Below are 25,215 nucleotides of genomic sequence, written 5' to 3' on the forward strand. Positions count from 1 at the left end.
GGATGCTGGGCTGATTCCTTGGTCGGCGCAAGAAGCCGCAGCGCCCAGACCATGAGGCGCACGCGCATGACATACTGCTACCCCTGACGAGATTCAGACCAGGTTCGTTCCCGGAAGGCGGGGCATGCAAACAACGGGATTGGTCCGGAGTGGTTCCAGCCGGCAGATCGTCAGATGCGCGCGATCACATGCTCTTGATTGCCGGTGACATGGTCGCAGATCGTCAGCAATGGAGCACCAGTCGCCCCGCGGCCCACGAAGATGTGGGGCGGTCGGACGAGCGACAAACATGCGACGCTCCCGTTTTGGGGACAGGAAAAGACCCCGTCCTGCACGAGAGCAACATGCCGAATCAGAAGCCTTGCGATGACGCGCACATGCAGCCTAATCCAGGTCGGCTACCACTTCGCCCGCGCCGCCCTCGATGCGTTGTGACAGCGAGGCCTCCATGAAATCGTCGAGGTCGCCGTCGAGCACGCTCGACGGGCTGGTGCTCTCGACGCCGGTGCGCAGATCCTTCACCAACTGATAGGGCTGCAGCACGTAGGAGCGGATCTGGTGACCCCAGCCGATATCGCTTTTCGACGCCTCGGTGGCGTTGGCGACCGCTTCGCGCTTCTTCAGCTCTTCCTCGTAGAGTCGCGAGCGCAGCATTTCCCAGGCCTTGGCCTTGTTCTTGTGCTGCGAGCGTTCGGCCTGGCAGGCGACCGCGATACCGGTGGCGATATGGGTGATGCGCACGGCCGAATCGGTGGTGTTGACGTGCTGGCCTCCCGAGCCGGACGAACGATAGGTGTCGATGCGCACGTCCGATTCGGAGACGTCGATCTCTATCCTGTCGTCGACGACAGGATAGACCCAGACACTGGAGAACGACGTATGGCGGCGCGCATTGCTGTCATAGGGTGAGATGCGCACCAGGCGATGGACACCGGATTCGGTCTTCATCCAGCCATAGGCATTGTGGCCCTTGATCAGCAAGGTTGCGGACTTAATGCCGGCCTCTTCGCCGTCATGCACTTCCAGCACCTCGACCTTGAAGCGGCGGCGCTCGGCCCAGCGCGTGTACATGCGCAACAACATCGAGGCCCAGTCCTGGCTTTCGGTTCCGCCGGCGCCGGCGTGGATTTCGAGGTAGGTGTCGTTGGCGTCGGCCTCGCCCGAGAGCAACGTCTCGACCTGGCGGGCCTTGGCCTCGCCCTGCATCGAGCGGATCGCGGCTTCGGCTTCGGCGATGACGCCTTCGTCGCCCTCTTCCTCGCCCAGCTCGATCAGGCCGATATTGTCTTCCAGCGCCTGGGTCAGCCCCTTGACCGCCGCGATGCCTTCCTCGAGGCCCTGGCGTTCGCGCATCAGCTTCTGCGCTTCCAGCGGTTCGTTCCAGAGGCTGGCGTCCTCGGCTCGCACGTTCAGGTATTCAAGCCGCTTTATGGCCTGATCCCAGTCAAAGATGCCTCCTCAGCAGGGTTATCGCCTGCCTGATCTCGTCGACAATATTCTGCGTTTCCGCGCGCATGGCCTGGTATTTTGTCCTGTTGCTGAAATGACGCTTCGGTCGGCGCGATACATAGGGACGGTGCCGCCAAGTGTAAAGCGAAATGGACCAGTTCGAGGCTGGCCCATTTGGACGTGTGAACCGTCAGTAAAGGCCGCCGCCGCCGTCCTGGATGGCCTGGTTGGCCTGCGGCGACAACGCGCCGCCGGAGGCATTGGAGCCGTCGGCGCCCATGCCGATTACCCAGTAGCTGTCGGCGGGGCCGGTGCCCGGCTTGAAGGCCTCGATGATGGTGCCTGGATCGCCCGAGGTGGCGCGCATGCCGGTCTTGCGGTTGATGGCGATCAGGTTCATGCCGTCGGGCACCTTGAAGTCGACATTGGGCGTGCCGTCCAGCGCCACGCGCATGAAATCCTTGAAGATCGGGGCGGCAAGACCGCCGCCGGTGGCGCCATGACCAAGGCCGCGCGGCGTGTCGTAACCCATGTAGAGACCAACCACGAGGTTCGGCGTGTAGCCGATGAACCAGGCGTCCTTCTCGTCGTTGGTGGTGCCGGTCTTGCCGGCGATATGGCGGCCAAGCTCGCCGACGGTTGCACCGGTGCCGCGCTGGACGACGCCTTCCATCATCGAGGTGATCTGGTAGGCGGTCATCGGATCGAGCACCTGCTCGGAATTGTCGACAAGTTCCGGCTCCGGCTGATTCTTCCACTCAGTCGCGTTGCAACCTTCGCAGCCACGCTCGTCCTGCTTGAACACCGTCTTGCCGTAGCGGTCCTGGATGCGATCGATCAGCGACGGCTTGATCGACTTGCCGCCATTGGCCATGATCGAATAGGCCGAAACCATGCGCATGACGGTCGTCTCACCCGAACCCAGCGCCATCGGCAGATATGGCGCCAGGTGATCATAGACGCCGAAGCGCTCGGCATATTCGACGACCAGCTTCATGCCCATGTCATTGGCAAGCCGCACCGTCATCAGGTTGCGCGACTTCTCGATGCCGGAACGCAGTGTCGCCGGGCCGGCGACCGTGCCGTCATAGTTCTTCGGCGTCCAGGTGGTGTTGCCGCTCTGGATGGTAATCGGTCCGTCCATGATCACCGAGGCCGGGGTATAGCCATTGTCGAGCGCGGCCGAATAGACGATCGGCTTGAACGAGGAGCCCGGCTGGCGCATTGCCTGCGTGGCGCGGTTGAATTCCGACTGCGAATAAGAAAAACCGCCGACCATGGCCAGCACGCGGCCGGTGTGCGGATCCATCGCGATCAGGCCGCCTTCCACCTCGGGAACCTGGCGCAGGCTGTAGGCATTGTCGGAACCGTCGTTCTTCTGGACGAAGATGACGTCGCCCGGCTTCAGCACGTCGGCCGGCGACTTGGCCTTGACTGTCTTGCCGTCGACCACATGGCGCATGGCAAAGCCCATGTCTTCCTTGCTGACGGTGCCTTCGACGCGTTCCTTCACGATATCGCCCGACGCCTGGCGTGCGGGCTGCAGGCCGATCGACAGCCCGGACGCCGAACTGTCGAGCACGACGGCCAGCGACCACTCGGGAACGTCTTCCAGTCCCTTGACGGCGCCCAACGGCACACCCCAGTCGCCAGAGACGTCGATCGTCTTCACCGGTCCGCGATAGCCGCGCAAAGTATCGTATTTCATCAATCCATTCTGCATCGCCTTGCGGGCAATGAGCTGGACCTTCGGGTCAAGGGTGGTGCGAATCGACAGCCCGCCCTCGTAGAGGGCGTTCTCGCCGTAGCGGGCGATGATCTGCCGACGAACCTCTTCCGTGAAGTACTCGCCGGCGAAAAGGTAGGAGCCGGTGCGGCGCGGAGCAACGCCAAGCGGCTCGGCCTTCGCCTTCGCGCCCTCTTCGGGCGTCACATAACCGTTTTCGACCATCTGGCCGATCACCCAGTTTCGCCGTTCGATAGCCCGGTCGGCGTGCTTGAAGGGATTGTAGTTGGCCGGACCTTTCGGGAGCGATGCCAGATAAGCGGCCTCGGCCACGGTCAGCTCGTTCACCGATTTATCGAAGTAGGTCAGCGCGGCGCCGGCGACACCATAGGCATTGAAGCCGAAGAAAATCTCATTGAGATAGAGCTCGAGGATACGATCCTTCGAATAGGCCTGTTCGATGCGGAATGAAAGGATGGCTTCCTTGACCTTGCGTTCCAGGGAGCGCTCGTTGGTCAGCAGGAAGTTCTTGGCAACCTGTTGGGTGATCGTCGAGCCGCCCTGCATGGGGCCACCCGAAACATAAGTCATCACCGCTCTGCCCAACCCCGTTATGTCGACACCAGGGTGGCTGTAGAAATTCTTGTCCTCCGCGGACAGAAAGGCGGCCTTGACGCGATCCGGGATGGCCTGGATTGGCAAATACAGGCGCCGTTCTCGTGCATACTCCGCCATCAGCGAGCCATCCGAGGCATGAATACGGGTGGTCACCGGCGGCTCGTACTTGGCCAACACTTCGTAGTCGGGCAGATCCTTTGCTATATGGCCGATGTAGAGGGCAACGCCCGCCGCGGCCAGAAGGGCCAGCGTCGTTCCGATGCCGAAAAAATAGCCAATGAGACGAATCATACCCGCTCCAGTCCTTGGTTCGGGAATTTCCTAAACGAAGCCGCCTTCCACGCAAGCTTTCGAGCCGGTCCCAATCCGCAATCGAAAACCCATGTCGCCACCATGTGGACAAAATACGGCAGGGCCGCGTTTCACGGCCACAAGCCGGAAATAAAAGTGCCGGGTGTTGTCATCCCGCAACGCCGCCTCTGGTTGCAGGCGCCGCGACAGAGGTCAACCTCCGGTTCCGATCCCGGCGCGCGCGGAAGCGAACAATGCGACGGCGTTGGCGATGCTTTGCGCTGCCTTGCCGCGCCACTCGGCGTCGAGCAGTTGCGCCTCGTCCTTGGCGTTCGAGAGATAGCCGAGCTCGACCAGCACGGACGGCACGTCCGGGGCCTTCAGCACTTTGAATCCGGCCGAACGCTGCGGATTGTTGATAAGGCCGACGCTGGTCGAGAGCTGACCGACCAATGTGTGGGCAAAACTCATCGAGAAAGTGTGCGTCTCGCGGCGGATCAGGTCGATCAGGATATCGGTCACTTCCTTGTTGTCGTCCTTGATGACCATGCCGGCGAACTGGTCGGACAGGTTTTCACGGTCGGCAAGCGCCTGCGCTTCCGGGTCGGAAGCCTTGTCGGAGACCGTATAGACAGTGGCGCCGCGGATGCCCTTGACGCTGATCGTGTCGGCATGAATGGAAATCAGCAGATCGGCCTCATGCTGGCGGGCAATGCGGACGCGGTCGTCCAGGCGCAGATATTCATCGGTATCACGGGTCATGAAGACATCGTATTTGCCGATGGCCGCGAGCTTGTCGCGCAACTCCGTGGCAAAGGCCAGCGTGACGTTCTTCTCGATAGTACCGTGCAGGCCCTCGGCGCCGCCATCTATGCCGCCATGGCCGGGGTCGATGACGACGGTGAATCGGTGGCCCGGATTGGAGACTGGTCCCGTGCCGACCCGGCCGCCCTTGTCGGTCGAAACCGTGGAACCGGTGCTCAGTGCCTGATTGGCAAGGGCGGCGTCAAACTCACGTTCGGACGCCGCCGACATGTCGATGGCAATGCGGTAGCCGCTTCCGTCCTCGTTCTTGAGCACATCGAGCTTGTCGACGGCGAACGGCCCCTTGCCGGTCAGGATCAGTCGCGAGACGCCCTCGCCGAGTTCGCCGAGCCGCACGCCCTTGACAAGGCCACGCGGCTTCAAATCCTTGGCATCGACGGCAAATCGGGTGTTCGCAAGATCGATGACAAGGCGGTTGGGCCCGCGCAGCAGGAACCATTTGATGTCAGGCTCGCGATCGAAATCCATGACGATGCGCATCTTGGTGGCATCGCCGGCCATTTTGTAGCCCTTCGCCACGAGCGGCGCGTCGGCGGCATCGGCAATAGTGGAAAAGGCGAACGAAAACACCACCAGCAGCACGAGACAGAAGGCACCGAGGATCTGGCCGCCAACACGACATCCCTTGTCTGTGAAGTCCGCCAGTCCCATCTCTCTTCCAGTCGCTCCCGGTTTGGCGCCAGGCGCCGGCTCGTTTCGTCGAAGTGCCGGTTAGGCGGCGAACTCGATTAACGATTGGTATCCAGAGAAGGTTAACCAAGCCTTTTCATGCAGGATCGGAACCCAGGCTTACGCAACGGAACTGCTTTTTGCCGGCATCGGAAATCGGGGTTGCCTTCCAACCCGCCAAATCATAAAAGCGATGGTGGATCACTGCAATCCTGGAACCGCCCTCCTCCGCAGCTTCCTGCTACAGGGTCAGATGAAAGGCGGCTCCTTTCGCTTCAGGCGAAAAGGCTTCAGGTGATTGCGACGAATTTCGCAGGTGTGCGCCCGTGGCGGGGGAATCGCCTGCGTGAGGAAAACGGCCGGGTTTGTTCCCGCGCCGGCTCTGTATGAGCAAACAAGCTGGTCCGGTTTCCGGGCTTTGGTTCAAAAGGTTCTGCTGGTGACGATGGCTTCAAGCGCAATCATGGAAAGGTCCGCATCAAACCGCGCCAATATGGCTGCGGGCGGCACCGCCATGACACGCGGGCAGCGTCCGGCGGACGTTCAATTGTCCGGCACCCACTCTCATCCAGACACACAGCAGCGGGCTTTGCCCCGCCAGCTGCGGCTGACGGCTGCCGGGGGGAAACGAAATAATGCCCAACAAAATGCTGATAGACGCCTCCCACCCGGAGGAAACACGCGTTGTCGTCGTACGCGGTAACCGTATCGAAGAATTCGACTTTGAATCCCAGGACAAGAAGCAGCTCAAAGGAAATATCTACCTCGCCCGCGTAACGCGCGTCGAACCTTCCCTTCAGGCAGCCTTTGTCGAATATGGCGGTAACCGTCACGGTTTTCTCGCCTTCAGTGAAATACACCCCGACTACTACCAGATTCCGGTCGCCGACCGTCAGGCACTGCTGCGCGCGGAAGCACAGGAGGCCGAGGACGAAGAGAACGAGGACGGCGAAGGCGACGATCGCCAGAGCCGGGACCGTGGACGGCGCAGTCGCCGGCGCGGCGGAAAGACCCGCGACCGTGGTGAAAACAGGCGCGATGCCGGCACAGCCGATACCGGCGAGGCAAACGAAACCGCTGGCGAGGCAGACGAACACAGCGACAATGGCGCGGATGCCGTCGCCGAGGACATGCCCGACGTTTCCGGGATCACGGAACACGCGGGGGATGCCTCGGAGCACGCCGGTGCATCCGAAGATGATGCTGCACCCGAGCATGACGGGGGCTCTTCCGAACAGGATGAAAGCGAGGCCAGCGACGGCGGCCCCAAGTCGATCGCCGCCTCCGTCGAAGCCGATGTGATTTCCGAGCCTGTTCCGCAGCCGGAACAGGGCAGCGAAGCCACTTCCAGCGACAATGATCGCGGGATGCTCGAGGAAGTATCCTCTTCCCATCCCGACGATCATGAGATCGAATCCGTCGGCGCCGAGGATGCACTCGAGGAAGTGCGCAACCGCCGCAAGCCGGTGCGCCGCCAGTACAAGATCCAGGAAGTGATCAAGCGCCGGCAGATCCTGCTGGTGCAGGTCGTCAAGGAAGAGCGTGGCAACAAGGGCGCGGCGCTCACCACCTACCTGTCGCTCGCCGGACGCTATTCGGTGTTGATGCCGAACACGGCGCGCGGCGGCGGTATTTCGCGCAAAATCACCAGCGCGGTCGACCGCAAGCGCCTCAAGGAAGTCGTTGCCGATCTCGAAGTGCCGCAAGGCATGGGGGTCATCCTGCGCACCGCCGGCGAGAGCCGCACCAAGGCCGAGATCAAGCGCGACTACGAATATCTGATGCGACTGTGGGAGAACGTGCGCAATCTCACGCTCCAGTCCACCGCCCCTGCCCTCGTCTATGAAGAAGGCAGCCTGATCAAGCGCTCGGTGCGCGATCTCTACAACAAGGATATCGACGAGATTCTGGTTTCCGGCGAAGAGGGCTACCGCGAAGCCAAGGACTTCATGCGCATGCTGATGCCGAGCCACGCCAAGGTGGTTCAGCCGTTCCGCGACACGACGCCGATCTTCGTGCGCAACGGCATCGAGGCGCAGCTCGACCGCATGCTGCAGCCGCAAGTGACGCTGAAGAGCGGCGGCTACATCATCATCAACCAGACCGAAGCGCTGGTCGCCATCGACGTCAATTCGGGACGCTCCACCAAGGAGCACTCGATCGAGGACACCGCGCTCCACACCAATCTGGAAGCGGCCGAGGAAGTCGCCCGCCAGCTCAGGCTGCGCGACCTTGCCGGGCTGATCGTCATCGACTTCATCGACATGGAGGAGAACCGCAACAACCGCTCCGTCGAGAAGCGGCTGAAGGATCACCTCAAGAACGACCGCGCACGCATTCAGGTCGGCCGCATCTCGCATTTCGGCCTGATGGAGATGTCGCGCCAGCGCATCCGCGCCAGCGTGCTGGAATCGACCATGAAGCCGTGCCCGCATTGCGGCGGCACCGGGCATGTGCGCTCCGATTCGTCGGTGGCGCTGATGGTGGTACGGGCGATCGAGGAATTCCTGCTCAAGGATTCGCGCAGCCACATCACGGTACGCACGCCGGCCGCGACCGCGCTCTACGTGCTCAACCACAAGCGCGGCACGCTGGTGGAGCTGGAAAGCCGCTTCGGCCTGACCGTCACCATCGAGGCCGACGATACGGTCGGCGCGCAGCACTATGCGATCTTCCGCGGGGCACTGGCCGAGAAGCCGGAAGGCTTCGTCGAGGTGCGCAGTCTGCCGGCCTATGTCGAGCCGGAAGAGCCCGAGGACGAGATCGTCGTCGTCGAGGAGGAAGACGAAGCGCCGGCTCAAGCCGAGCAACCACGGCACGCCCAGCCGTCGCAGCATCAGCAGCCCAGATCCGGCGAGGAAGGCGAAGGCCGCGACCGCAAGCGCCGCAAGCGTCGCAGGCGGCGCGGCGGCAAGGATCGCGACCGCGAGCATGGCGCCCCGACGGACGGCACTTCTCTCTCCACGCCAGATGACGGCTTCTCCGCGTCGGAAAGCGCGGCGGATCATGACGACGCCGAGACAGACGACGAGGCCGCGGGCGCCGCAAGCGAGACCGTCGAAACGGCGGAAGCATCCGACGATGGCCAGGGCAAGAAGCGCCGGCGCGGCAAACGCGGCGGCAAGCGCAACCGTCGCGAAGACGGCGAAGGCGAGACCGAGGCGGAAGCCGGTGAAACAACCGAGCCTGCCGAGGCTGACGCTTCCCTAAGCGAGCCTGTGTCGATCGAGCCGGTGGCTGCCGCTGCCGTCGAAGAACCGGCGGCTGCCGTGAGCGATGAGGCGCCGAGCACCGAGAAGCCCAAGAAGCCGCGCCGCGCAGTCAAGCCGAAGAAGGCAGCCGCCGAAGCCGCCGCCGAGGAGCCGACCGCGGAAATGGCCGTGCAGGCACCCGCCGAGACGCCAGCCATGGCATCGGACGAGGCAGCGGTCACGGGGGAGACACCCAAGGCCCGGCCATCACGCCGCAAGGCGGCAGCCGCCGATACACCTGTCGTGCCGGTGGTTTCCTCGACGGTGGCCGATGAGCCCGAAGCCAAGGCCGAAGAAAAGCCGAAGCGTGCCGGTTGGTGGCAGCGGAAAGGGTTTTTCTAAGCTTTTCAAACTGTTGAATTGATTTTCTGACAAAAAAAGAATCCCGCGCCGATCGAAACGAACGGCGCGGGATTTTTCATGTCCGGCAGGTCGTGATCCCTATGGCGCGAAGATCGACCAGTTCATCATCCTGGCGAGCTTTTCCAGCGCGATCGAACCCAGCTTGGAATTGCCGTTGGCGTTGAGGCCAGGCGACCAGACGGCGAGCGAGGCGATACCCGGCACGATGCCCAATATGCCGCCGCCGACGCCGCTCTTGCCGGGAATACCGACGCGGAAGGCGAAATCGCCCGAGCCGTCATAGTGGCCACAGGTCAGCATCATGGCGCCGATGCGCCGCGCCCGCTCAGCCGAGACCACGGAATGCCCCGTCGCCGGGTTCTTGCCGCCATTGGCGAGGAAGCGGCCGGCCATTGCCAGCTGCCGGCAGCTCATGGCGATGGCGCAATGGTGAAAATAGACGCCCAGCGCCAGTTCCGGCGCATGGTGGAGATTGCCGAAGGACTTCATGTAATTGGCGAGCGCAAAGTTGCGGTAGCCGGTGGCGCGTTCGGAGGCCGCGACCTCGCGGTCGATGATGATTGTCTCGTCGTCGCAGAGGAACTGGATGAAGCGCAGGATCTCGCCGATCGCCTCGCGCGGCTGGTGGCCGGCAAGCAGGATGTCGGAAATGACGATGGCGCCGGCATTGATGAACGGATTGCGCGGAATGCCGTTCTCATGCTCGAGCTGGACAATCGAGTTGAACGGGTTGCCGGAGGGCTCACGCCCTACCCGCTCCCACAGCGCGTCGCCGACATTGCCGAGCGCCAGCGTCAGGGCGAACACCTTCGAGATGCTCTGGATCGAAAAAACCTGGTCGGCATCGCCGGCCACCAGCGTGCGACCATCATTGGTGACGGCCGCGATGCCGAATTTCTTCGGGTCGACCTTGCCCAGTTGGGGAATGTAGGTCGCGACATCGCCGCGATCGGTGCGTTCAGCCATTTCCGCCGCGACTTCCGCCAGCGCCTGTTCGAGCTCCGGCATAGCGCTACCTCAACCAGCGTTCGATGCGTGCCAGCGCCTCGACCATGTCGTCGTGGCTGCCGGCATAGGAAAACCGCATCGTACGGTGCCCAGCCCGGGTGTCGAAGTCGCGGCCGGGCGTCGCCGCCACATGCGCTTCGGCCAGCATCTTGCGGGCAAAGGCCATGCTGTCATTGCTGTGCCGGGTGACATCGCAAAAGGCATAGAAGGCGCCATCCATGGGCGCCGCCAGGGGAAAACCCAACTCCGGGAGTCGCTTCATCAAGAGCTCGCGATTCCAGGCATAGCGTCGTTTCACCGCCTCCAATTCCTCGGTTGCGGCAAAGGCCTCGATCGCCGCGATCTGCGACAGCTCCGGCGGCGAGATGTAGAGGCTCTGGGCGATCCGCTCGACGGGGCGCACGAGTTCGTCCGGCAACACCATCCAGCCGATGCGCCAGCCGGTCATGCAGTAGTATTTCGAGAAGGAGTTGATCACCGTCACGCTGTTGCTAAAGGCGAGTGCCGTGGTGTCCGGGGCGCCATAGGCCAGCCGATGGTAGATCTCATCGGAAATGACGGCGATGCCAAAGGATTCCGCCGTGTTGACCAGGATCGCCAGTTCGTCGGCCGGTATGACAGCGCCGGTCGGATTGGCCGGACTTGCGAACAGCACGCCCTTCAGCGGCTTCTCGCGATGCGCGGCCTCCAGATGGCCGGCGTGCAGATAAGCCGCGTCACCGAGTTCGATTTCGACCACGTCGATGCCAAGGGCTGCCATGATGTTGCGATAGGCGGGGTAGCCGGGCGCGGCGATGGCGACCCGGTCGCCCGGATCGAACATCGCCAGAAAGGCGAGATTGAAGGCCGCCGACGATCCGGTGGTTACCCCGATCCGGCCGGGGTCGACATCGAGGCCATAGTGGTCCGCGTAATGCCCGGCGATCGCCTTGCGCAGCGAGGCAAGACCCAAGGTGTCGGTATAGCCTATGCGTCCGTCCTCCAGCGCCTTGGCCGCAGCGGCGCGAATTCGTACCGGCGCTGGATCGGATGGCTGGCCAACCGCCATGGAAATCACCGGTATGCCGGCCGCTTTTAGCCGGTTCGCCTCGGCCAGCACATCCATGGCGTGGAACGGCTCGACATTGCCGCGATGGGAGAGCGAAACGACCATTTTTATCCCTGTCCGAGGATTGAGCGCGCCAGGTCCTGACGCATGCGCCGCACAAATGCCCGATTGATGTTAGGATCACAAGTTGAGGAAGTTTTTCCGGCGCCGACTTTTCATCTTTCGCCCGCTCGTCTACCAGTCGACACATTATGTTGAGCCGATCCAGATCGACGATTGCCAAGACAGCGCGTGTCTTCGCGACGATTTCGCTTGCCGCCGCGGTTGCGGTGGCCGGTTCGGCGACCGCCTTCGCCCAGGGCGTGCCAGTGGTACGCGACGCCGAGATCGAAGCTCTGGTGCGCGATTATGCGCGGCCGATCTTCAGGGCGGCCGGGCTCGCGAATGACGGCATCGACATCGTGCTGGTCAACGATTCCAGCTTCAACGCCTTCGTCACCGGGCGCCGTCTGTTCATCAACACCGGCGCGCTGATGATGGCTGAGACGCCGAACGAGATCATCGGCGTCATCGCGCACGAAGCCGGGCATATCGCCGGCGGCCACCAACAGAAACTACGCGAACAGCTCGAACGCGCCAAGACCATGGCCATCATCGCCACTTTGCTCGGCGCCGGCGCCATGGTTGCCGGCGCGACCACAAACAGCCGCGGCCTTGCCGGCGCCGGCATGGGCGTTGCGGCTGGCGGCGGCGAGATGGCGCAGCGCAGCATCCTCGCCTATCAGCGCACCGAGGAAATCACGGCCGACCGCTCGGCGATCACCTATCTCAACGCCACCGGCCAGTCCGGCATGGGCATGCTGAAGACCTTCCACCGCTTCCAGACCGCGCTGTCGCTGTCGGGCGCGCAGGTCGATCCCTACCGGATCAGCCATCCCATGCCGCAGGACCGCATCGCCAACCTCGAAGTGCTGGTCAAGCAAAGCCCCAACGTCGACACGCTCGACCCGCCGACGCTGCAGCAGCGCCATGACATGATGCGGGTGAAGATTGCCGTCTACATGGAAGGCCAGGCCGCCGCGGCGCGGCTGATGCAGAAGATGCGGGGCAGCATGGCGGCGCTCTATGGCGATGCCCAGTCGACCTATCTCTACGGCAATCTCGCCTCGGCGCTCGCCAAGACCAACGCCCTGATCAAGGCGCAGCCCAAGAATGCCTACTTCCAGGAGCTGCGCGGCGACATATTGCTGAAAGCGAACAAACCTGGAGATGCGGCCGACGCTTATTCCAAAGCGGTCAGCCTCGATCCGGCACGATCCGGACTGCTGCCTGTCTCGCTTGGCCAGGCGCTGATGGCGGTCGGCACGCCCGACTCGCTCAAGAAAGCCGTCGTACAGATCAACAATGGCCTGGGGCGCGACAAGGAAAATTCCACGGGGTATCGTTATCTGGCGCAGGCTTACGGCAAGCTGGGAGACATACCGGGGGCCGACCTTGCCACCGCCGAAGGCCACTTCTATTCCGGCGACTACAAGGATGCGAAGATCTTCGCCATGCGGGCGCAACAGCAGATGAAGCGCGGCGAGCCGCGCTGGATACGCGCCCAGGACATCATTAACTACAAATCATCAGGCAAGAGCCAGTAATTTCATGAACCCTCCGGCCGCGTGCTGCGACAGACCGGAAAACAGGCAGAAGGAACGAGAACGATGAAAAAGGCACTGCTGCTGGGCACCACAGGGGTTGCGGTCGCCCTTGCCATGCTGGCTTTCGGTTTCGTGGCCGGCAGTCCGCAGATTGCGAAGGCCGGAACGGCACAGCCTGTCCAGGCGGCTCAGCCCGTCCAGACGGCCGTGGCCGACACTAAAATCGACCGCACCGAGGTCGAGGGAATCATCCGCGACTATCTGCTGAAGAATCCGGAAGTGCTGCTCGAAGTGCAGGATGCGCTCGAAGCCAAGCAGAAGGAGGAACAGCGGCTCGCGGCGCTCGGCGTCATCAAGAACGCCAAGGACCAGATCTTCAACTCCACTTTCGACGGGGTCGTCGGCAACCCGAACGGCAAGGTCACGATCGTCGAGTTCTACGACTATAATTGCGGCTTCTGCAAACGCGCCATCGAGGACATGCGGGCGCTGACCAAGTCCGATCCGGATCTGCGCTTCGTCCTCAAGGAATTCCCGATCCTGGGCCCGGATTCGCAGAAGGCCAGCGTCGTTTCGATGGCGTTCCACATGATGATGCCGGAGAAGTACGGCGCGTTCCACAATGCGCTGCTCGGCGGCCAGGGGCGCGCCACCGAGGCAACGGCGATCAAGATCGCGCTTTCGCTCGGCGCCGACGAGGCGACGCTGCGCGAGAAGATGAAGGACGCGTCGATCCCCCAGGCCTTCTCCAAGACTTACGATCTTGCCAACAAGCTGCAGATCACCGGAACCCCTTCCTACGTCGTCGGCAACGAGGTCGTATTCGGGGCGCTCGGGCAGGAAGTGCTTGCCGAAAAGATCGAGGCGGCGAAAGCCGCGCTTTGACCGGCAAGCGGTTTTCTTCACGGGCGCATTTCGGCCTGTTGTGGACAGTGAAAGAACGCACTTGCGCTCTTTCCGCGGACGACTATGCCCGGTATAGAGGCCCAGCGCGCCGGCTTGACGCTGGCGCCGGAAAAGGTCGGCTTTTTTGAAAACGGTTTTCGTCCTGAACGGTCCCAATCTCAACGCGCTCGGCAAGCGCGAGCCGGGCATCTATGGCGGCAAGACGCTCGCAGCCATCGCGGACGACTGCAAGCAGGCAGGCAAATCGCTTGGGATCGAGATCGATTTCCGCCAGTCGAACCATGAAGGCGATCTTGTCGACTGGATCCAGGAAGCCGGCGACAAAGCCGCAGGCATCGTCATCAACCCAGGCGCCTATAGCCATACCTCGATCGCCATCCACGACGCCATCCGCTCGATCGCGCCGCTGCCGGTCGCCGAAGTTCACCTTTCCAACATCCACGCGCGGGAACCGTTCCGCCACGTCTCCATGGTCGCGCCGGTCGCTGTCGGCATGATCTGTGGCTTTGGGCCGCTCGGCTACACGCTGGCGCTGCAAGCGCTGGCCGCACGCCTATGACCGGCCAACAAACAGAAGGCTCGAAAATGTCGATAAAGAAGACCGGTGTTGACCAGCAACTGATCCGCGATCTCGCGGGCATACTGAACGACACCAACCTGACCGAGATCGAGGTTGAACTCGGCGACCTGAAAGTGCGGGTGTCGCGGCAGGCGCCCACCGTCCATGCGATCGCCGCACCGCAACCGACCTATGCGCCGGCAGCGGCCGCCCAATCTGTCGCCGCGGCTGCCCCGGCGGCGGTCGACGTGTCCAAGAACGCCGTCCCTTCGCCCATGGTCGGCACCGCCTACCTCGCGCCCTCGCCGGACGCCAAGCCGTTCATCGAGATCGGCCAGAAGGTCAAGGAAGGCCAGACGCTGCTGATCATCGAGGCGATGAAGACAATGAACCAGATCCCCTCGCCACGCGCCGGCACCGTGACGGCGATCCTGTTCGAGGACGCCACGCCGGTCGAATACGGCATGCCGCTCGTCGTGATCGAGTAGAGCCGACCGGATGTTCCAGAAGATCCTCATCGCCAATCGCGGCGAAATCGCGCTTCGGGTGCTGCGTGCCTGCAAGGAACTCGGCATCCAGACCGTGGTGGTGCATTCGACCGCCGACGCTGACGCCATGCATGTCAGGCTCGCCGACGAGAGCGTGTGCATCGGTCCGCCGCCGTCGCGCGACAGCTATCTCAACATCCACCAGATCGTCGCGGCCTGCGAGATCACTGGCGCCGACGCCGTGCATCCGGGCTACGGCTTCCTGTCGGAGAACGCCAAGTTCGCCGACATTCTGGCGGCCCACAACATCACCTTCATCGGCCCGTCCGGCGACCACATCCGCGTCATGGGCGACAAGATCGAGGCCAAGCGCACGGCAAAACGCCTCGGCATTCCGGTGGTGCCGGGTTCCGATGGCGCGGTGACCGAGGAGAAGGAAGCCAGGCGCATCGCCGCCGAGATCGGCTATCCCGTCATCATCAAGGCGTCGGCCGGCGGCGGCGGGCGCGGCATGAAGGTGGCGCATACCGAGACAGACCTCGAGATCGCCTTGCAGACGGCGCGCTCGGAAGCGGGCGCGGCCTTCGGCGACGACGCGGTCTACATCGAGAAATACCTGGAGAAACCGCGCCACATCGAGGTGCAGGTGTTCGGCGACGGCTTTGGCCACGGCGTGCATTTCGGCGAGCGCGACTGTTCGTTGCAACGGCGCCACCAGAAAGTCTGGGAAGAGGCCAATTCGCCGGCGCTCAACGCCGAGGAACGGTCGCGCATCGGCGGCATCTGCGCCAAGGCGATTGCCGATCTCGGCTATTCTGGCGCCGGCACCATCGAGTTCCTGTACGAGAACGGCGAGTTCTATTTCATCGAGATGAACACGCGCCTCCAGGTCGAGCATCCGGTGACGGAAGCGATTACCGGCATCGATCTAGTCCACGAGCAGATCCGCGTCGCTTCCGGCGGCGGCCTTTCGGTCAGGCAGGAAGACATCAAGTTCAACGGCCACGCCATCGAATGCCGCATCAATGCCGAGGATCCGCGCACCTTCACCCCCTCGCCCGGCACTATCACCCATTTCCACACGCCCGGCGGCCTCGGCATCCGCGTCGATTCCGGTGTCTACTCCGGCTACAAGATCCCGCCCTACTATGACAGCCTGATCGGAAAGCTGATCGTGCATGGGCGCAATCGCGTCGAATGCATGATGCGGCTGCGCCGGGCGCTCGACGAATTCGTCGTCGACGGCATCAAGACGACGTTGCCGCTGTTTCGCGATCTCGTTGGGAATGCCGACATCGCCAATGGCGACTACGACATCCATTGGCTGGAAAAATATCTGGCCAAGGGCGAATAGCCCCAACTTGCCGCTATAATGACGCGATGACCCGTCCCTACGCGCCAGGCTATCGCATTCCCACCGACCTTCTGCTCAAGGCATACGCCTCGGGCGTCTTTCCGATGGCCGAGAGTGCTGGTGACCCCGAGGTCTTCTGGGTGCGACCGGAGACGCGGGGCGTCATTCCGCTCGATGGCTTTCACACGCCCAAAAGCCTGAAGAAGACGATCCGTAGGCACCCGTTCGACATCCGTTTCGACTTCGATTTCGAGGCGACGATCGACGGCTGTGCCGAAAAGCGCGAGGAGCGCCGCTCGACATGGATCAACGCGCCGATCCGCGAAGCCTATGTGCAACTGCACCGGATGGGACACTGCCATTCGGTCGAGGCATGGCGCGAGGGGCGTCTGGTCGGCGGGCTCTATGGGGTCTCGCTCGGGCGGGTGTTTTTCGGGGAAAGCATGTTTTCCAAAGAAACGGACGCGTCGAAGACCTGCCTCGTGCATCTCGTCGAGCGCCTGAAGGCACGCGGTTTCGCGCTCCTCGATACGCAGTTCACCACCGAGCACCTGAAGCGCTTCGGCGCGGTAGACGTGCCGCGCGGCAAATACGAAAAGATGCTGGCCGACGCGCTGAAAGGTGAAGCGGTCTTTTTTCCGTAGGGATCAAGGCCTATTTGGGCGATTTGGGCGAAGCCTCGAGCGGCGTCTGCGCATGGAACATCATCTTCCAGCCGTTGGCGCGATGGACGTAGCCGGTGCTGACCAGCGCCGCATAGGGCTCGCCATTCTCCCTCGTCGCGCGCGCTTCGTAAGTCAGCATGACGATATCGCTACCGGGTTCGATTATTCCCTTGAGCTCGATGTCGAGGTCGCGCCAGCGGTTGGGTTTGGTTGCGGTCTTGGCCAGATCGGCATTGTCCATCGCCTGTGCCATCTGCGGAAACGCCACCAGGCATTCGCTATCGACATTGGCAGCATAGTAGGCGGCGTCACCGGTCCAGAAACCTTTTTCGAGTTCCAGCAACTCGGCCTTGTTGGCCATGATCCGCTTGCTGTCCGACATTGGCGTGTCCTCCACGCGCGTGGTGATTGTCCAACGCGCGCCAGCCATGGCGGTTCCAAGAGATCAGTTGTTGGTGTCCGTCGTATTGGGTTCCGCGGCGTCGTCGGGCTGTGCCGCGTCCGGACCGACTGTGGCCGCGGCTGGCTTCGACGCGTCGGCTTTCGCCCCGTCGGCCTTGGTCGCACCGCTCTTGCCGGCATCGGGCGCCGGCACATCCGACTTCTGCTTGCACGCCTTCAGCCAGACGTCATAGACGGCATGTTCGACAGCATTGAGCCCAGGGCTTTCGGCGAACATCCAGCCAGTGAAGATGCGGCGGATCTTGCGGTCGAGCGTGATCTCGTCGACCTCGACGAAGGAGTCGGTCTTCGGCTCTTCGTTCTGCGGCCGGGAATAGCAGACGCGTGGCGTCACCTGCAGGGCGCCGAACTGCACCGTCTCGTCGATATAGACATCGAAGGTGATGATGCGGCCGGTGATCTTGTCGATGCCGGCGAACTCGGCGACCGGATTGGTGATCCGATCCGATCCCGCGGGCGCAGCCGGCGCCGGGGCCGCGGGTGCAGGTGCGGGTGAAGCCGCAAAGGCGATAGTGCTGACGGCGAGGCTGGCGGCTAGCGTCAGGCCGCCCGTCGATATCAGGTTGAAAAAGCTCATGCAGGGGTACCGGTGGTTCGCGCCCAGGTGATTCCGTCGATCGCCAAGGCTAGTCGCCGTTTTCTGATCAGCAAGCAGCTAAACACCAATTGTGGCGATAAAGGACCGGCCTGCACCTTACCGTTACAACCCGCGCCGTTACGACCCCGGCGTCCAGGCGTCGTAGTCGCCGGTGACCTGCGGGCGATGTTGATTGGTCAGCACCGAGCCCTTCGGACGATAGGCCGCTGGCGTGCCGGTCAGATTGGGCAAATGTGGCTTTTGCCAATCGCGCGGCCGGTAGTCGTCGCTGGGGGGAGCGACATCGACCCGATGGTGAATCCAGCCGTGCCAGCCCGGCGGAATGGCCGAAGCTTCCGAATAGTTGCGGTAGATGACCCAGCGGCGCGTACGGCCTTCCGAATCGATGCCGCCTTCGTAGTAGACATTGCCGGCCTCGTCCTGGCCGACCTTCTTGCCGTACCGCCAGGTGTGCAGGCGCGTTCCCAGCGTCTGGCTGTTCCACCAAGTGAAAAACTGCGTCAGGAAAGTCTTCATCTCAGAACCCTCGCGCTGGCGGCGCCCGTTTCCTGCTTATGGCGTCAGGCTTTCGGGAAGGCAAGAGTTTTGCCATGGGGAGCGCGCAAATGGCGCGCCAGGGACCCGACACAAGCCTTTGATCCCCGGGGGTGACCGGATGCGCGCTTGCCAAGCGTTGCCACTCTTTCTAAAGCTCTGCGCGCCCGTCCGGAAATCCCGTCCGGCCGGGGGCTGAAGGAGGCGACGATTGGCCGCGCAATTGCCGACCACCGACATTCGCATCGGCGCCGACCTGATTCGCCGCCGCAAGGGCGGCATGCCGATCGTGTGCCTCACCGCCTACACCTACCCGATCGCCCGCCTGCTCGATCCCCATGTCGACCTGCTCCTGGTCGGAGACAGTGTGGCCATGGTCCTGCATGGCCATGAGACGACGCGGGGCGCCTCGCTGGACATGATGATCGCGCACGGCCAAGCCGTGATGCGGGGCTCGGCCACGGCCTGCGTCGTCGTCGACATGCCGGCCGGCACTTATGAGGATTCAGCCGCGCAGGCCGTGGCCTCGGCGCGGCGCATCGTTGGCGAGACCGGTTGCCAGGCGGTGAAACTCGAGGGAGGCGTCGACATGGCCGCTCAGATAGCGGCGATCGTGGCCGCCGAGATCCCAGTCATGGGCCATATCGGCCTGCAGCCGCAATCGGTGGAAAAGGATGGCGGCTACAAGATCAAGGGCCGCACGGACGAGAATGTGGCCGCCCTGATCGCCGACGCGCTCGCGGTCGAGAAGGCCGGTGCGTTTTCCCTGGTCATCGAAGGAACGATAGAGACGGTCGCCGCGGACATCACCCGCCGCATCGCCATTCCAACCATCGGCATCGGCGCCAGCGGCGAGTGCGACGGCCAGATCCTGGTCATCGACGACATGGTCGGGCTGACGGTCGATCGGGTGCCTAAATTCGTCAAGCAATATGCCGACCTGCGCAGTGTGATCGCGCATGCCGCCGAGCGCTACGCATCGGAGGTGCGGGACCGCGATTTCCCCGGTCCTACCCATGTCTTCTCGAGAACAAATGACGGGGATGAAGCATGAGCCGGGCCGACGTCGTCGACAGCGTTGCCGCGCTTCGCGCGCGAATCCTCGACTGGCGGCGCGATCGGCTGCGCATCGCCTTGGTGCCGACCATGGGCGCATTGCATGACGGGCATCTTTCGCTGGTCAAGATCGCCCTCGAAAGAGCGGATCGCTGCGTGGTGTCGATCTTTGTCAATCCGACGCAGTTCGCGCCGAGCGAGGATCTCGACAAGTACCCGCGCCAGTTGGCGCGCGACCTCGACATGCTGGCGACGGCCAAGGCCGATCTTGCCTTCACGCCTGACGTCAGCGAGATGTATCCCGCCGGTTTTGCCACGAAAATCTCGGTCGGCGGCCCGTCAGCCGGGCTCGAGACGGACTTTCGCCCCACCTTTTTCGACGGCGTCGCCACCGTGGTGGCCAAACTTCTCCTGCAGGCTGCACCCGACTTCGCCATCTTTGGCGAAAAGGATTACCAGCAGCTTTGCGTCGTCAGGCAGCTTTGCCACGACCTCGACCTGCCCGTCGATATCATCGGCGCGCCGACCATACGTGACGCGTATGGCCTCGCCATGTCGTCGCGCAACGCCTATCTCGATGAAGCCGAACTCCAGATCGCCCGTCGGCTCAACCTTGTCCTGCGCAAGGCGGCAGCGGCGCTGGCAGCGGGCGCAGGTCGAGAGGAAACGATCGCCGAAGCAAGCCGCGCCCTGATCGCCGCCGGCTTCCAGAAGGTCGACTATGTCGAGGCCCGCGAAAGCCTGACACTTACGCCATGGCGGCACGACCGCGCCGGCCGCCTTCTCGCCGCCGCCTGGCTGGGAAAAACCAGGCTGATCGACAATGTCGAAGTTCCCACCGCCTGATCGGCGTTCGCACTCTCGATCGCCGTTTGCAGGCGCGACGCCGCCGGCGTCAGGCGCACAGCGGGACCTCTAACTGCTGATGCGCGAGCCGTCGCCGCCGCTGCGTTCGCGCTGATCCTGGAGCGGTTCAGCGTTTGATAGAATCGACGAACCGCTCCAACTCTTTGTTTTCACGCAATTCCCTGGGGAAAGCGCTACGGACCTTTCCTGGAATTGCTCCGGCCTCCATCCGTCCCGCCTGCGGCTCCCTGACCTACTCCTCGGTTGGCATATGCAGGTACATCGACTGGATACCGACCCTGCCCGGGCCGGTGAAGCGGTTGACGATGAAATTCATGTTGGCACCGAAGAAGCCGCTCGACAGCCGGTCGATCTTGGTTTCCATCCTGACCGAGGCATCCTTGAACAGCCAGCCGCCGGGCTCGATGTCTATGGTTTCGCCCGGAGCGAGCGTCTTTTCAAAAACGTTGCCGTAGCCGTGCAGCCAGACGATGCCGTCACCGGCATCGCCGCGAAACCGGTCGATGAAGAAGCCGCTTTGGCCGAACAGCATCGTCGCCAGGCCGCGTACACGCTCGAATGTGTAGTCGACATTGCTGGTGGCGGCGAGAAACTGGTGCTCGCGGACCTGGATCTCCTCGCCTCGCAGCAGGTGAATCGGCACGATGTGACCCGGCCCGTCGCGGCTGAAGGCGATGATGCCCGCCCCTGACGCCTCGGTGACGAAAATCTGCATGCCGGCCATCATGCGCTTCAGCGCACCCTTCAGCGATTTCAGGCCGATGGAGATCGTGGAATTCTTCCACAACAGGATGTGGTGCTCGAAATAGACGGGCATCCGCGTCACGTCGACGGAAAGCACAGGCACCAGTTCGCCCGCTATGTGATAGGTGACGCCACCAAAAGTTTCGTCCGACACCTCGGTCGGCATCAGTTCCGGCAGACTTGGCATGGTTCCCCCCAAAAGCCGTCCTGCGCATGCCGGTTTATTCCGGCTTCGCGCGGGTCGGCCTTTGCAGCTTTGGTGCCGCACATCAGGGCCGTCAAACGAAAACAGAGCCCGGGTCTCGCGCTCGCGCGAAGGTGATCACGCCGCCATGGTGCTCAGGCGGCAAGTACCCGTTCATAGATCAGCGCCGGGATGGCCGAGCCCGCGGAGCCGCAATTCTCGGTGCGGCCGGCCTGGACGAAGCCATTGGCCTGATAGAAGGCAACGGCTCGGCCGTTCTTCTCTTCCACTTCGAGCCGAATGCGGTGGGCTTCCGGAAAACTCTCGATGATTTCGTCGAGGAGCATGCCGCCGATACCTCGACCCTGCAGCAAGGGAAGCACATAGAGCTGCCTGAGCATGACCACGCCGCCGTCTCCGACGGCTTCGGCAAACGCCATGCCGCCAATGCGCTTGCCATCATCGGCAACGAGGAACTCGCTGGTCGGCTTTGCCAACCTGGCCTTCAACGAAGCGATCGAGTGCCATTCATTGGTGATCTCGGTGACCCGCTCGGCACCGTAAATCGCGTCATAGGTGGCATGCCAGGTCTCGACCAGCAACGCCCGTACGGCTGCGAGGTCGCGGTCTCCGGCGGTGCGGACGAACATGCTTACTCGATGCCCAGCTTGGCCTTGACGAGGTCGTTGACGGCCTGCGGATTGGCCTTGCCGCCGGTCGCCTTCATCACCTGGCCGACGAACCAGCCGGCCATGGTCGGCTTGGCGCGCGCCTGTTCGACCTTGTCGGGATTGGCCGCGATCACCTCGTCGACCGCCTTCTCGATGGCTCCGGTGTCGGTGACCTGCTTCATGCCACGGCTCTCAACCAGTTGGCGCGGGTCGCCGCCCTCGTTCCAGACGATCTCGAACAGGTCCTTGGCGATCTTGCCGGAGATGGTGCCTTCCTTGATCAGGTCGATGACCGCACCGAGCTGGTCGGGCGAAACAGGAGCAGATTCAATGTCCTTGCCGGCTTTGTTGAGAGCGCCCAGCAGATCGTTGATGACCCAGTTGGCGGCGAGCTTGCCGTCACGCCCGGCCGCTACCTTCTCGAAATAATCGGCGATCGGCTTTTCCGAAACCAGGATCGCGGCGTCGTAGGTCGAGAGACCGAGCGAGGAGATCAGCCGCACTTTCTTGTCATCGGGCAGTTCCGGCAATTCCTTGGCCAAGGCATCGACATAGGCCTGGTCGAATTCCAGCGGCAGAAGGTCGGGATCGGGGAAATAGCGATAGTCATGCGCCTCTTCCTTCGAGCGCATCGAGCGCGTCTCGCCCTTGACGGCGTCGAACAGCCGCGTTTCCTGATCGATCTTGCCGCCGTCCTCGAGGATGGCGATCTGCCGGCGCGCCTCGTAGTCGATGGCCTGGCCGATAAAGCGGATCGAATTCATGTTCTTGATTTCGCAGCGGGTGCCGAATTCGCCACCTGGCCGGCGCACCGAGACATTGACGTCGGCGCGCAGGGAACCTTCGTCCATGTTGCCGTCGCAAGTGCCGAGATAGCGCATGATGGTCCGCAGCTTGGTCACATAGGCCTTGGCCTCGTCGCCGGAGCGCAGGTCGGGTTTCGACACGATCTCCATCAGGGCCACGCCGGAGCGGTTGAGGTCGACATAGGACATGGTCGGATGCTGGTCGTGTATCGACTTGCCGGCATCCTGCTCCAGGTGCAGGCGCTCGATGCCGACCTCGATGTCCTCGAACTCGCCCTGGCGGTCGGGACCGACCGAGACGATGACCGTGCCCTCGCCGACGATCGGCTGTTTGAACTGCGAGATCTGGTAGCCCTGCGGCAGGTCCGGATAGAAATAGTTCTTCCGGTCGAAGACCGACTTGTGGTTGATCGCCGCCTTCAGCCCCAGGCCAGTGCGGATCGCCTGCTTGACGCATTCCTCGTTGATGACAGGCAGCATGCCGGGCATTGCCGCGTCGACCAGGCTGACATTGGCGTTGGGAGCAGCCCCGAAGGCGGTCGAAGCGCCGGAGAACAGTTTTGCTTCCGATATCACTTGCGCATGCACTTCAAGCCCGATGATGATTTCCCAGTCGCCGGTTGCGCCTGATATCAGGCGTTTGGCGTCGGGCGTGCGGGTATCGATGAGAGACATGGCGGCCTGCGAATTACGGTGACTCTGACGGGAGTTTCACGTTTGGGCGTGACTTTCACGTCTGGCGTGAAAGTCATTCGCTAGTGCAAACCGCCAAAAGAGACAAGCGCAAAGCCGCGGCCTGGCGTTTTTTGGACGTCTCGACGGTCGGCGGGCGGCGGGCCTTACCGCATCACAAGGCACGGGCTCGCATTCGTCCGCTCCGAACTCGACAACAGGTAGTCTTGGCGCCGCCGGCCGGCATTCGGCCGGCGGTTCCTATCACCGCTCAGGCGGTGGCGATATAGGCCCGGATTTCCTCCGCCTCGCGCTCGACGTCCTCGATGCGGCGCTTGACCACGTCGCCGATGGAGACGATGCCGTCCAGCAGGCCGTCCTTTTCCACCGGCAGATGGCGGAAGCGGCCCCTGGTCATGATCTCCATCACCTCGTTGACGGTGTGGTTTTCATTGCAGATCTTCACCTTCGGCGTCATGGCCGAACGCACGGGGATATCGAGCGCGGCGCCGCCTTCCCTGGCAACCACACGCACGATGTCGCGCTCCGACAGGATGCCGACGATCTTGTGATCGCCATTGGTGATGACCAGCGCGCCGATCCTGTGCTCGGCGAGGATTCGGATGGCTTCGCTCAGTTTTTCGTTCGGCCCGAGCGTCAATACGTCATGGCCTTTTTGCTCGAGAATGGCCTTAACCGTCATGGCGTCCTCCTCTACTTTGCCAACCGGTTCCTGCGCTGACCGGTTTTCACATAAGAGTGAACATGGTGCGCCGTGATCGGTTGCATTTCAAGTCCGGTCGGAGGTGTCCCATTCTGGTGCTTGCCATCCCCTGTCGAACCAGCGCAGGCCGAAGAAACCCGCGAGAAAGCCGCCGATATGGGCCTCCCAGGCGATCTGGCCGTCGATGCCCGGCGCGAATCCGAGAAGGCCGGTGGCGAGATTGATGATCATCCACATGGCGAGGAAGATGACGACACCGCGCGCGCGCAGCACGATCGCGACCGGCAGCACCGGGCCGGCGAAAGCCGCCTTGCCGGCCGAGCGGTCGGTGTGGAAACCAAAACGCGCCGCGGCCCCCATCATGCCCGATATGGCGCCCGATGCGCCGACCAGCGGCGCTTCTCCATAGGGATGCATCGCCCAGAACAGCGCCACCGAAGCCAGTCCGGTGACGGCAAAGAACAGCGCGAACCGGAGCGTGCCGAAACGGTTGGCCAGCGGCGAGCCAAAAGCGGCGAGCCAGACCATGTTGATGGCGATATGGGCAAAGCCGCCATGCATGAAGGCGTAAGTGAAAGGCCGGGTAAAAAGGAACCAGTCGAAGCCGTATTGGCCGGTATAGAGGACCGGAATAAAAGCTCCGTCGTACAGCAGCGTCATCTGCTGGACGTCGTTCAGCGCATATTGCTGCAGCAGATAGACGATCGCGCAGATGCCCATCACCGCCAGCACGATCGGCGGCAGGTTGAACACCGGCTCACGCGCCGGTGGCGGCATGGGCTCGGCCGTTTCGGGCTCGGACGGATATTGCGGTTCGCTCATCTGCAATCGCACTCGATGCTGGTTCGGTCGGGCTGGTTCGGTCAGGGCCGGTCGGGTCCGGGCCGGTTCGGTCTGGCCAGCATCTAGATCACCGCCGATGGAACCGCAAACGGCGAATCGTCCCGGTCCGAATCAGGGGCGCGAATCAAAAAAGAAGCCGCCCAGGGTTTCCCCTGGACGGCCGGTCGAGCCCCCTGCTCCCCTAAAAC

General features: G+C 62.9%; 22 protein-coding genes. 9 read left to right on the plus strand and 13 right to left on the minus strand.

Annotated features, from left to right (window positions below; all coding sequences use genetic code 11):
- Nucleotides 1-384 precede the first annotated feature (384 nt).
- The 3 genes from prfB to FJ970_RS21065 form a co-directional block, all read right to left on the minus strand.
- Nucleotides 385-1,516 (minus strand): peptide chain release factor 2 gene (gene prfB, locus FJ970_RS21055; protein ID WP_140760132.1). Its coding sequence is split into 2 segments (ribosomal slippage): nucleotides 385-1,449 and nucleotides 1,451-1,516, totalling 1,131 coding nucleotides; the frame shifts between segments, so codons are not numbered across the junction.
- A 123-nt stretch (nucleotides 1,517-1,639) separates the two neighbouring features.
- On the minus strand, nucleotides 1,640-4,084 hold the full coding sequence (locus FJ970_RS21060) for a penicillin-binding protein 1A (protein WP_140760130.1): 2,445 nt from the start codon (nucleotides 4,082-4,084) through the stop codon (nucleotides 1,640-1,642).
- Nucleotides 4,085-4,297: 213 nt separating this feature from the next.
- Nucleotides 4,298-5,560, minus strand: coding sequence for an N-acetylmuramoyl-L-alanine amidase (locus FJ970_RS21065; RefSeq protein ID WP_140760128.1), 1,263 nt, complete (start codon nucleotides 5,558-5,560; stop codon nucleotides 4,298-4,300).
- A gap of 653 nt (nucleotides 5,561-6,213) precedes the next feature.
- On the opposite strand from FJ970_RS21065, the gene FJ970_RS21070 reads away from it, so the two are divergent.
- Complete coding sequence (locus FJ970_RS21070; RefSeq protein WP_140760126.1) at nucleotides 6,214-9,171, plus strand: ribonuclease E/G; 2,958 nt, start codon at nucleotides 6,214-6,216, stop codon at nucleotides 9,169-9,171.
- A gap of 99 nt (nucleotides 9,172-9,270) precedes the next feature.
- On the opposite strand, the gene FJ970_RS21075 is transcribed toward FJ970_RS21070, so the two are convergent.
- Together FJ970_RS21075 and FJ970_RS21080 are read right to left on the minus strand one after the other, a co-directional pair.
- On the minus strand, nucleotides 9,271-10,200 hold the full coding sequence (locus FJ970_RS21075) for a glutaminase (protein WP_140760124.1): 930 nt from the start codon (nucleotides 10,198-10,200) through the stop codon (nucleotides 9,271-9,273).
- A 4-nt stretch (nucleotides 10,201-10,204) separates the two neighbouring features.
- On the minus strand, nucleotides 10,205-11,353 hold the full coding sequence (locus FJ970_RS21080; protein WP_140760121.1) for a pyridoxal phosphate-dependent aminotransferase: 1,149 nt from the start codon (nucleotides 11,351-11,353) through the stop codon (nucleotides 10,205-10,207).
- Nucleotides 11,354-11,499: 146 nt separating this feature from the next.
- Here FJ970_RS21080 and FJ970_RS21085 point away from each other — a divergent pair, with 146 nt between their 5' ends.
- The 6 genes from FJ970_RS21085 (at nucleotide 11,500) to aat (ending at nucleotide 16,845) form a co-directional block, all read left to right on the plus strand.
- The gene (locus FJ970_RS21085; RefSeq protein WP_140760119.1) at nucleotides 11,500-12,894 is read left to right on the plus strand and encodes a M48 family metalloprotease; all 1,395 of its coding nucleotides are present in this window, start codon (nucleotides 11,500-11,502) and stop codon (nucleotides 12,892-12,894) included.
- A 63-nt stretch (nucleotides 12,895-12,957) separates the two neighbouring features.
- Nucleotides 12,958-13,779, plus strand: a complete 822-nt coding sequence (locus FJ970_RS21090) for a DsbA family protein (RefSeq protein ID WP_140760117.1) — start codon at nucleotides 12,958-12,960, stop codon at nucleotides 13,777-13,779.
- Nucleotides 13,780-13,924: 145 nt separating this feature from the next.
- Entirely contained in the window at nucleotides 13,925-14,359 is a 435-nt protein-coding gene (aroQ, locus tag FJ970_RS21095; RefSeq protein ID WP_027146847.1) for a type II 3-dehydroquinate dehydratase, read from the plus strand.
- A gap of 26 nt (nucleotides 14,360-14,385) precedes the next feature.
- The gene (gene accB, locus FJ970_RS21100; RefSeq protein WP_140760115.1) at nucleotides 14,386-14,847 is read left to right on the plus strand and encodes an acetyl-CoA carboxylase biotin carboxyl carrier protein; all 462 of its coding nucleotides are present in this window, start codon (nucleotides 14,386-14,388) and stop codon (nucleotides 14,845-14,847) included.
- A 10-nt stretch (nucleotides 14,848-14,857) separates the two neighbouring features.
- Nucleotides 14,858-16,201 (plus strand): acetyl-CoA carboxylase biotin carboxylase subunit, encoded by a 1,344-nt coding sequence (gene accC / locus FJ970_RS21105; RefSeq protein ID WP_140760113.1) that lies wholly within the window; start codon nucleotides 14,858-14,860, stop codon nucleotides 16,199-16,201.
- 26 nt (nucleotides 16,202-16,227) lie between these two features.
- On the plus strand, nucleotides 16,228-16,845 hold the full coding sequence (aat, locus tag FJ970_RS21110) for a leucyl/phenylalanyl-tRNA--protein transferase (protein ID WP_140760111.1): 618 nt from the start codon (nucleotides 16,228-16,230) through the stop codon (nucleotides 16,843-16,845).
- Between the two features lie 10 nt (nucleotides 16,846-16,855).
- Here aat and FJ970_RS21115 read toward each other — a convergent pair whose 3' ends face one another.
- From FJ970_RS21115 to FJ970_RS21125, 3 genes are all read right to left on the minus strand, one after another.
- On the minus strand, nucleotides 16,856-17,248 hold the full coding sequence (locus FJ970_RS21115) for a hypothetical protein (RefSeq protein WP_140760269.1): 393 nt from the start codon (nucleotides 17,246-17,248) through the stop codon (nucleotides 16,856-16,858).
- Nucleotides 17,249-17,311: 63 nt separating this feature from the next.
- A complete protein-coding gene (locus tag FJ970_RS21120) occupies nucleotides 17,312-17,905 on the minus strand; it encodes a DUF2155 domain-containing protein (protein WP_140760109.1) in 594 nt (197 codons plus the stop codon).
- A 138-nt stretch (nucleotides 17,906-18,043) separates the two neighbouring features.
- The gene (locus tag FJ970_RS21125; RefSeq protein ID WP_140760106.1) at nucleotides 18,044-18,442 is read right to left on the minus strand and encodes an NADH:ubiquinone oxidoreductase subunit NDUFA12; all 399 of its coding nucleotides are present in this window, start codon (nucleotides 18,440-18,442) and stop codon (nucleotides 18,044-18,046) included.
- A 229-nt stretch (nucleotides 18,443-18,671) separates the two neighbouring features.
- Here FJ970_RS21125 and panB point away from each other — a divergent pair, with 229 nt between their 5' ends.
- Nucleotides 18,672-19,514: a 3-methyl-2-oxobutanoate hydroxymethyltransferase gene (gene panB, locus FJ970_RS21130; protein WP_140760103.1), complete on the plus strand. Its 843-nt coding sequence runs from the start codon at nucleotides 18,672-18,674 to the stop codon at nucleotides 19,512-19,514.
- Complete coding sequence (gene panC, locus FJ970_RS21135; RefSeq protein WP_140760101.1) at nucleotides 19,511-20,362, plus strand: pantoate--beta-alanine ligase; 852 nt, start codon at nucleotides 19,511-19,513, stop codon at nucleotides 20,360-20,362. The genes panB and panC overlap by 4 nt, the downstream gene beginning before the upstream one ends.
- A 253-nt stretch (nucleotides 20,363-20,615) precedes the next feature.
- Here the strand turns inward: panC and FJ970_RS21140 are convergent, their stop codons facing one another.
- The 5 genes from FJ970_RS21140 to FJ970_RS21165 all read right to left on the minus strand — a co-directional run bounded on the left by FJ970_RS21140 (nucleotide 20,616) and on the right by FJ970_RS21165 (nucleotide 25,006).
- Nucleotides 20,616-21,314 (minus strand): AIM24 family protein, encoded by a 699-nt coding sequence (locus FJ970_RS21140; RefSeq protein WP_140760099.1) that lies wholly within the window; start codon nucleotides 21,312-21,314, stop codon nucleotides 20,616-20,618.
- Nucleotides 21,315-21,466: 152 nt separating this feature from the next.
- Nucleotides 21,467-21,961 carry a GNAT family N-acetyltransferase gene (locus FJ970_RS21145; RefSeq protein ID WP_140760097.1) on the minus strand — a complete coding sequence of 165 codons (495 nt, stop codon included), beginning with the start codon at nucleotides 21,959-21,961 and terminating at the stop codon, nucleotides 21,467-21,469.
- 2 nt (nucleotides 21,962-21,963) lie between these two features.
- Nucleotides 21,964-23,463 (minus strand): Asp-tRNA(Asn)/Glu-tRNA(Gln) amidotransferase subunit GatB, encoded by a 1,500-nt coding sequence (gene gatB, locus FJ970_RS21150; RefSeq protein WP_140760095.1) that lies wholly within the window; start codon nucleotides 23,461-23,463, stop codon nucleotides 21,964-21,966.
- Nucleotides 23,464-23,731: 268 nt separating this feature from the next.
- A complete protein-coding gene (locus FJ970_RS21160; protein WP_140760092.1) occupies nucleotides 23,732-24,163 on the minus strand; it encodes a CBS domain-containing protein in 432 nt (143 codons plus the stop codon).
- A gap of 87 nt (nucleotides 24,164-24,250) precedes the next feature.
- Nucleotides 24,251-25,006 carry a rhomboid family intramembrane serine protease gene (locus tag FJ970_RS21165; protein WP_140760090.1) on the minus strand — a complete coding sequence of 252 codons (756 nt, stop codon included), beginning with the start codon at nucleotides 25,004-25,006 and terminating at the stop codon, nucleotides 24,251-24,253.
- Nucleotides 25,007-25,215: the final 209 nt, after the last annotated feature.

Origin of the sequence: Mesorhizobium sp. B2-1-8 (assembly GCF_006442545.2) — a bacterium.
Classification (GTDB): domain Bacteria; phylum Pseudomonadota; class Alphaproteobacteria; order Rhizobiales; family Rhizobiaceae; genus Mesorhizobium.